Annotated in this window: 11 protein-coding genes; 2 read left to right on the top strand and 9 right to left on the bottom strand. The window is 38.1% G+C overall.

Annotation, left to right across the window (positions count from 1 at the left end):
• Positions 1-42 precede the first annotated feature (42 nt).
• Positions 43-735, top strand: coding sequence for a MucBP domain-containing protein (locus tag LEUM_RS02790; protein ID WP_011679395.1), 693 nt, complete (start codon positions 43-45; stop codon positions 733-735).
• A gap of 27 nt (positions 736-762) precedes the next feature.
• On the opposite strand, the gene LEUM_RS02785 is transcribed toward LEUM_RS02790, so the two are convergent.
• The 4 genes from LEUM_RS02785 to pcrA are packed head-to-tail and all read right to left on the bottom strand — an operon-like array spanning position 763 to position 6,690.
• Positions 763-1,905 carry a CamS family sex pheromone protein gene (locus tag LEUM_RS02785; protein WP_011679394.1) on the bottom strand — a complete coding sequence of 381 codons (1,143 nt, stop codon included), beginning with the start codon at positions 1,903-1,905 and terminating at the stop codon, positions 763-765.
• Positions 1,905-3,947 carry an NAD-dependent DNA ligase LigA gene (gene ligA / locus LEUM_RS02780; protein WP_011679393.1) on the bottom strand — a complete coding sequence of 681 codons (2,043 nt, stop codon included), beginning with the start codon at positions 3,945-3,947 and terminating at the stop codon, positions 1,905-1,907. The genes LEUM_RS02785 and ligA overlap by 1 nt, the downstream gene beginning before the upstream one ends.
• Before the next feature lie 8 nt (positions 3,948-3,955).
• The gene (locus LEUM_RS02775) at positions 3,956-4,444 is read right to left on the bottom strand and encodes a kinase (protein ID WP_011679392.1); all 489 of its coding nucleotides are present in this window, start codon (positions 4,442-4,444) and stop codon (positions 3,956-3,958) included.
• Positions 4,441-6,690: a DNA helicase PcrA gene (gene pcrA / locus LEUM_RS02770; protein ID WP_041775261.1), complete on the bottom strand. Its 2,250-nt coding sequence runs from the start codon at positions 6,688-6,690 to the stop codon at positions 4,441-4,443. The genes LEUM_RS02775 and pcrA overlap by 4 nt, the downstream gene beginning before the upstream one ends.
• A 186-nt stretch (positions 6,691-6,876) precedes the next feature.
• Between pcrA and LEUM_RS02765 the strand changes: the two genes are divergently transcribed.
• On the top strand, positions 6,877-7,374 hold the full coding sequence (locus tag LEUM_RS02765) for a GNAT family N-acetyltransferase (RefSeq protein ID WP_011679390.1): 498 nt from the start codon (positions 6,877-6,879) through the stop codon (positions 7,372-7,374).
• 23 nt (positions 7,375-7,397) lie between these two features.
• Here the strand turns inward: LEUM_RS02765 and LEUM_RS02760 are convergent, their stop codons facing one another.
• The 5 genes from LEUM_RS02760 to LEUM_RS02740 form a co-directional block, all read right to left on the bottom strand.
• The gene (locus tag LEUM_RS02760) at positions 7,398-8,036 is read right to left on the bottom strand and encodes a glycoside hydrolase family 73 protein (protein ID WP_011679389.1); all 639 of its coding nucleotides are present in this window, start codon (positions 8,034-8,036) and stop codon (positions 7,398-7,400) included.
• On the bottom strand, positions 8,036-9,760 hold the full coding sequence (gene cydC / locus LEUM_RS02755) for a thiol reductant ABC exporter subunit CydC (protein WP_011679388.1): 1,725 nt from the start codon (positions 9,758-9,760) through the stop codon (positions 8,036-8,038). Before cydC ends, LEUM_RS02760 begins: the two co-directional genes overlap by 1 nt.
• On the bottom strand, positions 9,757-11,484 hold the full coding sequence (gene cydD, locus LEUM_RS02750) for a thiol reductant ABC exporter subunit CydD (protein ID WP_011679387.1): 1,728 nt from the start codon (positions 11,482-11,484) through the stop codon (positions 9,757-9,759). Before cydD ends, cydC begins: the two co-directional genes overlap by 4 nt.
• A 111-nt stretch (positions 11,485-11,595) precedes the next feature.
• The gene (gene cydB / locus LEUM_RS02745) at positions 11,596-12,609 is read right to left on the bottom strand and encodes a cytochrome d ubiquinol oxidase subunit II (protein WP_011679386.1); all 1,014 of its coding nucleotides are present in this window, start codon (positions 12,607-12,609) and stop codon (positions 11,596-11,598) included.
• A complete protein-coding gene (locus tag LEUM_RS02740) occupies positions 12,606-14,084 on the bottom strand; it encodes a cytochrome ubiquinol oxidase subunit I (protein ID WP_011679385.1) in 1,479 nt (492 codons plus the stop codon). The genes cydB and LEUM_RS02740 overlap by 4 nt, the downstream gene beginning before the upstream one ends.
• Between the last annotated feature and the right edge of the window lie 7 nt (positions 14,085-14,091).

The raw sequence follows: 14,091 nt of genomic DNA, 5'->3' as shown, positions 1-14,091 counted from the left end.
TTGTTTGTGATATAATATGTAGGTATATTCAAAGGGGATATTATGGCAAATACATCGCCCGTATGGGTTTATTATAAAAATATAGCAACTGGTGATGAGTTACACGAACCAACAAGATTAGATGGCGAAGCAGGCGCACCTTACGAAATCGCAATTTTAGATATCGTCAATTATCAGTATATCGATACTTCAGGATCTTTGACGGGATTGTTTGGTAGCCTACCTCAGTCATTAGAGCTTTATTATCGGCCACAAGAATGGCAAGCTGTACACCGTATTAACATGTTTATCGAAACAGTAACCAGTGTACAAGTTTTTCTAGAGCCAGATAATTTATCAAACGTTACGACAAACTTAAACCCAAATACTTTTTGGGCAACTCAATTACGCGCTATTTCTGGTAATGGTCAATTTTGGTATCAAATTGGTGACTATCATTGGATTCGTTATGATGCTACCCAAATGAAATTGTCAGACACAGCTCCAGAAGTTGAAAATATTAACTATTTTAATGATGCAGAAAAAAGTAAAAGTAATCAGCCTAACGCGGTTGTTAATTTCCTTCCCGATCAATCTATAGAAGTCTATGCTGAACCTTATGGGTTGCCAATCGGTAGTGTTTCCGATAGTGATTTTGTGGCAATAACGGAAGAAATTCACGATGATAATAACATTGTTTGGTATAAAATAGCTACTAAAGGATGGATTAACAGTATTTATATTAACAAGCTATAAAAAAATCGACCAAGTTGGTCGATTTTTTTAGTCTAATATTGTTGTCGTAAATGTTTTGTCACCTGAATTACGGATTAGAATTGCTTGCATTTCATTGGCAGCTTTAATAATTATTCGAATCGGTACATTCGTTGGTAAATACTTTAAGGCCGATTGAGATACATATGTCGCAAAACTTTCAATCTCAGTTTGACTGTAGAACTGTGTTGTCACTGTAACTTTCATACTAGAAAGCGTACCTGACTTAAAATTAGCAACTGCCGTAGCACCAGCTATATTAGGAAAGAAATTTGAAACATCATTTTTAAAGTTAGCAAAAGATGTGTTAGCCTCTGAACCCAAGCTTGATGTATCAGTTGATTCCTTAGGCAAAACAATAGACTTTTGATTAATGCTAGTCCATTCTTTCAAGTCAGTTCCGCTACTACTTGTAGACTCTGCATAAAAGTTACCTGGCGCTAATGAATCTGTTTTTGAATTGGCATACATGGCAATCACAATAGGCGTATCTGAATCAACCCCTTTTTGTTCTCGAACTTTTTTGATAATTTCTGGTGCAATTTTTTTACCATAAGCTATGCGATCAGCATCTGAAATATTTTGTGTATATGTAGCACCATATTGTTCTTTTTGGTATTCATCCTGTGTGTTCATCGCTACGCCGATAACCATGCCAGCTAATTTAAGGTCGTCACCATCTTTGGTCATGAAATCTTGTTCGGTTAGTGTTTGAACGTAAATCGGATTACGTGAACTATCTGTCTTACCATTATCTTCAGGATTTAATCCATCACTATTACTGCTACTTTTACGCTCAAGTAATGAAGAAACAGTAGACGAACTCAAATATTGTCCCTCTTGAAAAATATAACTGCTCGTCTTAAAATGTGTTTTAGCCAAATCAAGCAATGATGATTCAAAGTTTTTCACATCAAGACTATTCGTCTCAGAAGTTGACGTAATACCACGAGCTGCACTCACCAAATAACGACCATTTTTGATCACCGTTTGGTACTGACCTGGTGTGCTCTGAGTCAACTGGACACCACTTGTTTTTTTACTTGTTGTTAGTGTGACACGATTCACATTGAAAAAATATAAAATGCCAACGGCGATAATCAAAATACCAACGACAATCGCTATATAACCACGAAAACCAATCCGCTTCATTATTTTCCGTCCTCTTTTACTTGTTCATCAACAAACTGTTGTTCGGTCCAAACTGTAACACCTAATTGACTAGCTTTATCAAGTTTGCTACCTGCAGCTTCTCCTGCAATAACTAAGTCTGTTTTCACTGACACTGATCCGGCGACGTTAGCCCCATGATCTTGCAACCATTTTGTTGCAGCAGGTCGACTACTCTGTTCTAGTTTACCAGTTAAGACTACCTTTTTGCCATAGAAAAATGAATTTTCGTCAATCACTGTATCAGATAAATATGATTGGTTAACACCGGAAGAAGCTAGTTCGACAAGTAGTTGCTTAGATTCTGGCGTACTAAAGTATTGAACAATTGACTGGGCAATCGTGTGACCAATACCATTAATATTTGCGATGTCTTCAACAGAGGCTTCTGAAACAGCTGATAAGGTCCTGAACTTTTCTGCTATCAGTCGAGCCGCTTTTGCACCAACCATGCGAATCCCTAAGCCAAATAATAAGCGTTCAAGAGAATTTTCCTTTGAACTGTTAATTGCATCAATTAACTTCACAGCTGATTTCTCTTGGAACTTGTCTAAAGTTAGTAATTGTTCAACCGTTATGCGGTAAATGGACGCCACATCTTTAATATAGCCTGCCTTTAGTAGTTGACCGACAACTCTTGGTCCCATGCCATCAATATTCATTGCATTTCTTGACGCAAAATGTGTTAGTCCTTCTTGAATTTGAGCTGAACAGAATGGATTAATACAGCGGAGTGCTACTTCACCTTCAATGTGAACTAAATTTGATTCACAGGCAGGACATATTGTCGGAACCTGATAAGTTTCACTATCTGTCGGACGTTTTTCTAAAATGACTTGCCCGATTTCTGGAATGATATCACCCGCTTTGTGTAGCGTAACCGTATCACCAATTTGAATATCCTTTTCCCTTAAATAATCAGGATTATGCAAACTAGCACGTTGCACAGTTGTACCCGCTAGCAAAACGGGGTCCATAACTGCAGTAGGTGTTACCGCCCCAGTTCGTCCAACAGTCCATTCAATGTCACAAACGATTGTCAAAGCTTCTTCCGGAGGAAATTTATAAGCGATAGCCCAACGTGGGATTTTAACTGTATTCCCTAAATCAAACTGTAAATCTAGTTGATTCACTTTAACAACAACACCATCAATACCATAAGACAAGCTTTCGCGCTCCGAAGTATACTCATCAATATAGTCAGCAATATCGGCCATTTTATTGATGACACGATTGTGTGTGTCTGTTGGCAAACCTAATTCTGCAAATCGTTCTAACGCACCACTTTGAGTTGTCACTCCTAGCATTTCAGGTTCAGCCGTATAGTATACAAAAGCCGCTAGGTTTCGTGACTTAGTAATTTTAACGTTCAATTGACGTAAGGAACCGGCTGCAGCATTACGAGGATTAGCAAAAGGTTCTAAACCATCAGCCTCTCGCTGCTTATTTAGAGCAGCAAAACTAGCTTTTGGCATATAAATTTCGCCACGTACCTCAATGGTTAATGGTTCAGTCAGTTTTTTTGGTATTGCTTTAATTGTTTTCACATTCGCTGTAACATCTTCACCAACGATACCATTTCCACGCGTAGAAGCTTGTACTAGTTGCCCGTCAACGTAGGTCAATGCAACTGCTAAGCCATCAATTTTTAACTCTAAATTATAAGGTGCTTGGTTTCCAAGCGACTTGGTTGTTCTTGCATCCCAGTCGTTAAGTTCGTCTAAGCTAAATACATCCCCTAACGACAGCATTGGGGCAGGATGTACCACTTTTTGTAATTCAGACTTTGTATCTGCGCTACCAACATTCTGTGTTGGTGAATCTGGAATCACATATTGTGGAAATTTTTCTTCTAACGCAACTAACCGCGCATATAATGCATCGTAAATGTAGTCCTCAACTAGTGGCGCGTCATCTTCATAATAAGCCGTGCCATATTGCACAAGCTGCTTTTGTAATCGCGCGGTTTCTTGTTGCGCGTCTTGTGTTGTTAATTTTTCAATTGGCGTAAAATCTGGTAACATTCTCGACCTCAATATTTATTTATTTTAGTAAGTATTTGTTTTTCCGCCATCATCAAACTCACAGACTCATCAAAAATCATTTCACCTTCTACGCGAAGTGAGTCATCCCTTTGATACCAACGAGTTAAATCATTAGGAGTAAAGTCAGTGACTTGCTTAGTGCAATGGCGCCGAACTGTCTCGTTCAAGGATAATTGGTAATAAACAGTAACCACTTGACTAAAATATTGGATTTGCTTACGTATCATTGGACCATAAACACTATTTTTCAAAATGCCCTCTAGTATCACAAACTGTTCTTGTTGATTACCAAACTCAAGTAACTGTTCGATTAGCGATATCGATAAGTTACCCACCTGATCCTTAACATTGAGCATCTCCCGACGAACAATATCTTGAGATATGAGTAGGCTATCTGGTAAAACACGATGTAATTGATGGGCTAATGTTGTTTTACCGCTACCAGAATTGCCACGTATAATAATTAGCGTTGTCATTCTGCTCGTTTAATTGGTGCAAAAGCGGCTAATAGCTGCTTTACCCCTTCTGATGGGAAAGCAACTTTTAATTCTTGATCTTGTGCAGATCCCGACACAGAAACAATCGTACCAATTCCCCATTTTTTATGAGACACCTTATCACCAGGCTGCCAAACCGTACTATCAGCACCGGTTGTTCCTGAAGTCATTTTGGTTACTGGGCTGGCCGCCTTATAAGTTGTGGCTGTTGCTCGTTGCATTTTCTTATCAAATGGAAAAGCTCGATCACTTGACGAAGAAGAGGTACCACCATATTGTGTATCCAATAAATCGCTTGAAATTTCATCAATAAATCTTGAAGGTTCATTTGCTTGCGTACGACCATACAATAAGCGTGAAAAAGCATTAGTTAGATATAATTTTTTCATCGCTCGTGTAATACCAACATAGGCCAAACGACGTTCTTCTTCCAGTTGGTCATCATCCATCATAGCCCGTGACAAAGGAAAAATACCTTCCTCCATACCAACTAAAAAGACAACAGGAAACTCCAATCCTTTAGCTGCGTGTAAAGTCATTAAGGTAACTGCCCCGTCACCTTCTTCAAAATCATCCAAATCACTCATTAGTGCAGTTGAACTCAAAAAATCAGTCATCGGATCAACGGATTCGGGATCGTCTGGATTGTATTTTGAGTCGAATTCCTTTGTAACTGACAAAAATTCTTCCAAGTTTTCTAGACGACCTTGACTTTCAGGATCATTTTTTTCGGCTAGCTTTTGACGATAGCCAGATTTTGTCATCGCTAATTCAGCAAGTTCGGTCACAGTTAAAAACTCAGTCTGTTGACGCAAATTGTGCATCATTTCAGCAAACTGAATTAATTTTGAAGCTGCCTTAGCTGTAATTTCTGGTGCTAATTCAATATTTTCAATTGCGCCCATATAAGACAAATTCATTCGATTGGCAAAATCCCGTAACCGATTAATCGATGTTGCACCAATACCACGTTTAGGTTCATTAACTACTCGTTCAAACGCCGCATTATCAGCAGGATTTGTCATCAGATTCATGTATGACATGATATCAAGAATTTCTTTACGCTCATAGAACTTATGTCCACCAACCATGGTGTATGGCATATTAGCTTTCACAAGTGCTTCTTCAATACCACGTGACTGCGCGTTCGTACGATATAATACTGCAAAATCACTGTATGCTGCATTCTTCTCTTGGCGTGATTTTTGAATGTTGGCCAAGACAAAGTTAGCTTCGTCACGTTCTGTTTGCGCGCGATAATAAGTAATCTTATCGCCTTTGCCATTTTCAGTCCAAAGGCTTTTGTCGATGCGCTCATTATTATTATTGATAACTGCATTCGCTGCATCTAAAATATTTTGGGTTGAACGATAGTTTTGTTCAAGCAAAACTGTGTGAGCGTCTGGATAGTCTTTTTCGAAGTTTAAAATATTATTCATGTTAGCACCACGCCAACCATAAATAGACTGATCTGCATCACCTACAACAGCTAAATTACGTGAACGTTTCGCTAGTAAGTTAACAATCGTATATTGCGCATCATTGGTATCTTGATATTCGTCAACATGCAGGTATTCAAACTGATTTTGGTATCGTTCCAGAACGTCTGGCGCTTGTTTGAATAGATCAATCGTAGACATAATTAGGTCATCAAAATCAACGCTCTGAGCGCGACGTAGCTCTGCTTGATATGCGGCATACACTTCAGCGACAGTTTCCTCATATACATTACCAGCCTGCTTAGCATAAGCCTTAGCTGTCAACATATCATTCTTAGCATTGGAAACTGTGCCTAAAATTGTGCGTGGGTCATATTGATTAGTATCTAAGTTCAGATCGTTAATAACCCGCTTCATTAACGTGCGTTGGGCGCTTGTATCGATAATTGTAAAATTACGTGCTAGGCCAATTCTCTCACCATCTCGACGTAAAATTCGCACGGCCATAGCGTGAAATGTTGAGACCCAAATTTCTCTTGCAATTTCTGGATCAACTAGTTGTGCAATACGTTCACGCATTTCACGAGCAGCCTTGTTGGTAAATGTAATTGCCAAAATACGCCATGGGTATACATTTTTATCTTGCACCAAATGGGCAATACGATGTGTCAAAACGCGAGTCTTACCAGAACCAGCGCCAGCCATAATCAATAATGGTCCTTCAGTGGTTTGAACAGCCTCTGACTGTTTATCATTCATTCCTTGAATTAGGGTTTCAATTGGCATTTTTATGTCCTTACTTGTAAAAATAACTTCCTTTATTTTACCATTTTTCATGTAATAACTCTAATGGCTCTTCCGAACATGCTTCCATTGTTATTCTAACATTTTTACGCACACGTCCCTCATAATCAATGATAAAATAATAAGCATAATCACCAGTAAAAGCATATTGAAGGAAAGAAGCATTCTATGAAATTAAGACCACTTGAAAAAAGAGATCTCCCTTATATTTACGAACAAGAAAATTCACGTAAAGTGATGGCATTATGGTTTGAAGAGCCCTATACATCTTTTGATGAATTACAAATTCTTTACGATCGTCATATTTTAGATCAAACTGAACGTCGTTTTGTTGTGGAAGAGAACGATCGTTTTATCGGTGTTGTTGAATTAATGGATATCGATACGCTACACAGACACACAGAAATTCAAATCATTATCCATTCAGAGTTCCAAGGTCATGGTTACGCACAGGCTGCTATGAGAGCAGGAATAGAGTATGCCTTCACAGTACTGAATATGCATAAAGTTTACTTGTATGTTGATGTGAATAATTCGGCAGCTATTCACATTTATAAAAAAATTGGTTTCATTCCTGAAGGTACTCTCCGTCAACATTTTTTTGCTGAAGGAGAATACCATGACAGTTTAATGATGGGTATTTTCCCGCATGAATTTACATTTTAAAAACAAAAAAAGTAGACTAACGTCTACTTTTTTGTTGCATCAAATCTTTCCAAATGCCAAGTTTGAATAATTGTAATTAACTTTTTAGCGTAATTAGGATCCGTCGCGTAACCATCCTGTGTTAATGCTTTGGCAGCCGAAGCGTAATCATCTGCATCCAAGACGTGTTGATATTGTTTTGCATTCCAACTCGTACCATCATGCAATAGTTTTGCATGTGCTTTCATACTTTCTTGCCAACTATCATAAGCCGCAAAACGTCCTTGAATGGTGATCCATTCACCATTAACATACTCTTGCGTTGGTAATACAGCACTTTTTTGTCCTGCATCCGCTTTAATGCCATATAGATTATTATACTTTGTTGACAACGTACTTGTGTGCCAGTCAGACTCTAAGATAGCTTGCGCAATGCTAATTGATGCCAGGACCCCATATTTTTCTTGCAGTTCACGAGCATATGGCGCTAGCTCATTAATCCAAGCCACCTTCTTTGCTTCTTCACTGTTTGTATTGATCTGATTGTTTTGAGGTCTTTCATAAATCGCAGTGTTGGATGTGATGGCGGCTAAAATAACTAATGCAACTAACAAGCCACACAACATACGCAATCGCTGTTTTTGTAATCCTTTTTTTGATCTTCTTCGCTTTTTTTTCGCCATTAATATTGATCCATGAGTAATAATTGTTTAAATCTTGCTGAAGTTTGATGCAATTCAGCTGGTGAACCGCTCAACGTGAATTTTCCATTCTCTAAAAAGTAAACTTTATCAACATTTTCGATTCCTGTCAAATGATGTGTGACCCAAATAATCGTTCGATCTTTGAGAACTGAAAATATTTGGGATAAAACCTCGTACTCTGTTTTGGGATCTAGTGATACTGTTGGTTCATCTAGCACCACAATTGGCGCATCTTGCAGCATGATTCGTGCTAAGGCAAATCTTTGCCGTTCTCCACCAGAAAAGCGTGTTCCTGCTTCCTGCATTTGTGTATAGTATCCGTTGGTTAAGGAATTGATTAATGGCTGTAACCCAGCTTGCTCAATTACTTTTTGAACTTGCTCATCAGTGGCATGAATATTTCCCATACGCACGTTGTTCATAATCGTTGTATCAAATAAATACGCCTGTTGATCCAACACAGCCACCAAACTAGACATACTCCCTTGTAAGTTCTGGACTGGCGTTTCATCGATTGTCACTTCACCCAAAGATGATTGGATATCACCTGCCAAAAGCTTTAATAAAGTTGTTTTTCCTGCGCCTGAACGACCAAGTAACGCAATTTTTTCTTTAGGCTGAACTTCAAATGACAAATTATCAACAATTGTTTTGTCCCCATACTTAAATGTGACTTGATTAAAATTAATTACTGCTGAGTTAGTTGTGTGTCTAGTCTCCTGTAGCAAGGTTGGTTCTGGTAAATCATTTAACCGCACAATGCTATCTTCGTAGAATGAGGATTCACTTACACCTTGATTCACAGCAATAAAGCTATCAATTAGAGGAAATATTGCAAGTGTGAAAGCCGCAATATAATTAACTGTACTTGAACTATCAGAAAACTGATTGGTTGCCCACATTAAGGTTGTTATAGTCAATATCAATACTAAAACTTGAATGACAAAATCACGCCACCAGCCAAATTTCATACTTTGGTTCTTAACATGAGCTAATCTTGACATTGTTTCGCCTTGATTTTGTACTAAATCTTCTTGTCGTCCTGATAGCACCCAATCTTGCAAACCTAAAATAGCATCGGTTGCATCTATATAAAGACTCTGCTGTAATTTCTTTTGTTGTTGCACACCTTTATAGTTCACTGCCAAACTCAATAATGGCACAATAACCAAGATAACAGCCAACATAACAAACCACCACAACATGAATAACCAATTAATTGTGCCAATTGCTATTGTGAGAAAAAGGTACAATACCATACCTGAACCTAATGGAAAAAGCGTTCTAAGGTAGAGATTTTGTAAACGGTCTAAATCGTCAGCAAGTAAACTAAGCACTTCACCTGTTTGCAGTTGTCCTCGAATACTGCTAGCCGTGCTGGCCGCACTTTCGTATAAACGCTTACGTGTTTTCGAAACGACACGTAATACCCAATTGTGTGACACCAAACGCTGTGCATAACGAAAAACTGGACGCGCAATGCCAAATGCACGTGTCAGCACAATTGGAACGTAAATAATGAGAATATTAGAAGGATGTTGCGCAGAACGAGAAATTAGAAATCCGGATACAAACATTAATGCACCAGCGGCAAAAGTAATCATAAAATTCAAAAATATCGACCAAAAAAGGCCAGATTTTTGTTGACGTAAGGACGGAAGAATCCATCTATCTTGTGATAATAATTTTTTCAATCGCTTCATTTCAGACCACCTTTATGCAATTCATGACGCAGCGCATTCAAAGCACTATTGGTATCAGCTAGTAAGACACCAGGCACGCCAGTTTCCACAATGCGCCCGTCACGTATCACAATAACTAAATCCATTTGATCTAACCAGTGTAACCGGTGTGTTGCAAAAAAAACTAAGTGCTTATCCAAGATAGTTGACATCGTTCTCTTTAAATCAATTTCAGTTTCAATATCTAAATGAGCCGTTGGTTCATCAAAAAGGAGCACTTTACGAGATGAATCTAGCAACATTCTTGCTAAGGCTACACGCTGCGCCTGCCCGCCAGATAGTTGACGCCCACTCTCACCAATTACTGTATTCAACCCTGCTGGCAATTCATCAATCAAACTGGATAAACCTGCTTTTTCAACAGCTTCATTGATTGCTTCGTCACTAGCACTTGGTGCGTAAAACCTAATATTATCACGTAACGATTCATGAAAAATATAAGGTGTTTGTGGCATATAAAAAAACTGCTTCTGCCATTGCTGTTGTGTTAAATGTTTGATCTCCTGTCCATTGATATTTATCGTTCCTTGTTCAGGTTGTAAGAAGCCTCCCAAAATACTTAGTAGTGTAGATTTACCAGAACCACTTTCCCCAACCAAAGCAATTTTTTGATACCCTTTAGCGTGCAACGAAATATCTTTCAAGGTGACTTTTGAGTCATAAGAAAACTGCACAGCGTTCAATGACAATTCACTCTCTGCTTGCCATTTATTTAATTGAAGTTCATCTTGTGGACCGACAATTTTGGTATCAATTACTTCCAAAACATCAGTTAGTGAATTTTTACCATTCAAAGTTGCGTGATAATCATCAGCAAAATTACGCAAAGGAAGAAAATATTCTGGCGCTAAAATCAAAATTGTCAACGCTGGGAAAAGTGCCATTTTGGCGTTCATTAAATCCATTCCTAAAAACACAGCAACAATTGCAACTGATAAAGTCGTAAAAAAATCAAGCGCAAATGTTGATGTAATCGCAATTCTCAGCGTTCGCATGGTTGTTTTTCGATAATCTTCTGAAATATTATAAATTTCGTCACCATATGATTGCGATAAACCTAGTTGCTTCAAGGTTGGCAGGCCTCGTAAAGCATCTACAAAACGATTATTTAAGTTCTTAAAATTAGCGAACTCTGCATCAGCTTTACTTTGTGCTGCCAAGCCCAAAATGATGAAAAACAATATAACCACTGGAAATACTAGCAATAAAAATAGTCCCTGTTCCCACTTAAGATAAACAATATATAGCAGAATTAACCAAGGAATAATACTCAAATCAAAAACTTTAATCAGTAGTAGTTGAAAATAGTTTTTAACATTATCCAATCCCGCACCTAGTGTTGTAACTGCATTTCCTGTGCCCGATTGTTTAATAATACTAGGGCCAATTTCGGCATACTTAGCCAACAATTGAATACGATAATTTTCCACTGTACGATCAGCAAATTTCGACATATAGTTATTTTTTAACACAATCAATAGTTGTCTCACCAAAAAAGAAAACGCAAAAAACAATACATTAATAAGTGTTTGGTCAATGCTTTTACCTTGCCATAAATCAGCAATTGCTCGGGCCAAGAAAACTCCCTGGAATATAATCGAAAATGCTTGAATTCCTGTCAAAATAACTAAGATTACCAAAGAACTAATAATACCTGGTAACGCAAAAAGTCTTTTATCTATCATATTTTTTATATGTGTTAAACAATAGTTTGTTATCTCTATAACAATACCCTGCCAAACACTCTCCTTAAATAAAAAAACGCCTACAATCAATTGTAAACGTTTTTAGAATTATTATTCAACTACCTTATCAGCTACAATACGCTTACGGAAAACCCAGAAACTCCATATTTGATATCCTAATGTCAATGGTAAAGCTGTTAATACAACAAATGACATCACTTTTAATGTATATGGCGATGACGATGCATTAATAATTTTTAAACTGTGTAACGGATTGTTAGCTACCATTAAACGTGGGAATAGGCCAACGAATATTAAGATAACGACTTCAACCAAAGTCAAACCAGATAAAATAAATGGGAACACTTCTTTTTTCTTATTAACCGTTAAATACCAACCAATAACTGTGGATAAAACAATTGCCACTAGTATAATTAATGTCCATAACAATTTAGTTTGGAAAAAATCCGTGTAGAAGAACAGCAGAATTGCAAATAGTGCTTCTCCAGCCAACAAAATTGGATATAGAACTTTCAATTGTGCCATTGCTCTTGTGCGAATATCACCGATAATACGCAGTCGTGTATAATTCAAGCCATGTACATAACTCATTAATGTGACAGCAATACCGCCCACAAGCGTAAATGGTGTTACATAATCGAAAAATCCAGCCGACAAGTTTCCCTTAGCATCCATTGGCATACCTGATACCATTGCAGTAAAAATCATTCCTAAGAAAAATGGTGCGATAAACGAGCTAATTGCAATGAAACGTTCCCACAACTGTGACCCCTGAATGGTAGGCATATGTTCACGAAATTCAAAGGAAACACCGCGATAAATCAATGCCATCAGTACAATAAACAATAGTAAGTAAAATCCTGAAAACAGTGATGCGTACCAGTAAGGGAAAGCTGCAAACATTGCGCCACCCGCAGTAATTAACCAAACTTCATTGGCATCCCAATGAGGTCCGATAGATTCATACAGCGCTTCTCGATCATCTTGATTACGGGAATTGAAAATAAACTGCATGCCAATGCCAAAATCATAGCCTTCTAAAAAGAAGAATCCTGACCATAATATGGCAATCAAAACAAACCATAATATTTGTAAGAAACTCATCTTGCTGCCTCCTCACTTCCTGCTAAATCCTCATATGGATCACGTGGTGATAGCTCTTCCTCTTTTTCTGCATCAGGTCCATCATGCAACACACGACGAGACAACCAGATCATAACGCCGCCAAGTGACGCGAAGGTTAAGAAGTAAACTATATTTGAAATGAGTAACGAAGCGGCAGAAACATTCGGTGATACAGCGTCAGCGATTGTCATTAATCCATATACAACCCAAGGATAACGTCCTAATTCTGTTACCAACCATCCCGCGGTATTCACAACAAATGGGAAGAACGTCATGATTCCTAGAATCCATAAGAACCAACGCTGAGTCAAAATTAAATTCGTTTTTCTACGATTGAACCAAAGCGCTACAAGAGCCACCATACCTAATAATCCGGCGCCAACTGCCATCACACGGAAAGCATAGAATAACGTATTTTCTGGCACATAGTAATCTTTAATGCCATCATGTGTTTTTCCATATTTTTTTTCAAATTGCTTGTTTAACTCAGTTGTCCCTACAGTTGTTCCACCAGTTAAGGAATGATTTCCTAGAATTGATAGTACGTATGGTACCTCAATTCTTGCGATTACTTTATGTGTTTTCGGATTAGTAACAGATAACAATGACCAAGGCTGTGCTTTATCAGCGCGTTTTGACGAATCCATTGTCTCATCAACGCCTTCCATAGCAGCGTACTTCATTGGTTGCATAGACTGCAACTCAAAAGCATGACGATCCCCGGTAATTACCGTACCACCAACACCAATCAAACCAACAGCTAAAGCAATATTAATGGACTTACGGAAAAAATCAACCTGCACATCATCTTTTTTAAGCTTCAACAACTTAAATGCAGACATTCCTGCAATGATAAAGCCACCGGCAACAAAAGTTCCCATCAAAACGTGCGGAAATTCAATCCATAGCTGTTGATTTGTCATTAATGCAAAAATACTTGTCAGCTCGGCACGCCCCATATTATTATCAATGGCATACCCAACAGGATTTTGCATAAATGAGTTAGCGGCCAAAATCCATAACGCTGATAGGCTAGAGGCAATGGCTACAATCCAAATAAAAATGACATGAATTGCCGGTTTAAAACGGTCCCAGGTAAATGACCATAAACCAATGAAGGTTGATTCAGCAAAGAAAGCAACGAGCGCTTCTATTGCTAATGGTGCCCCAAAAATGTCACCTACATAACGTGAATATGCCGACCAATTCATACCAAACTGAAATTCTTGAATAATACCCGTTACCACACCAACGGCGAAGCTAAGTAAGAAAATTTTGCTCCAAAATTGGGCCATTTTCTTATACACTTCTTCCTTCTTAATCACATACATTGTTTCCATTGATGCAACGACAACTGCTAAACCAATTGACATCGGTACAAAGAAAAAATGAAAAATCGTGGTCATCGCAAACTGAAAACGCGCTAAATCAAGTATGCCCACTAACGTAACCATAATAATT

The sequence above is a fragment of the Leuconostoc mesenteroides subsp. mesenteroides ATCC 8293 genome (assembly GCF_000014445.1).
Lineage (GTDB): Bacteria > Bacillota > Bacilli > Lactobacillales > Lactobacillaceae > Leuconostoc > Leuconostoc mesenteroides.
This window is presented reverse-complemented; position numbering and strand designations above follow the sequence as displayed.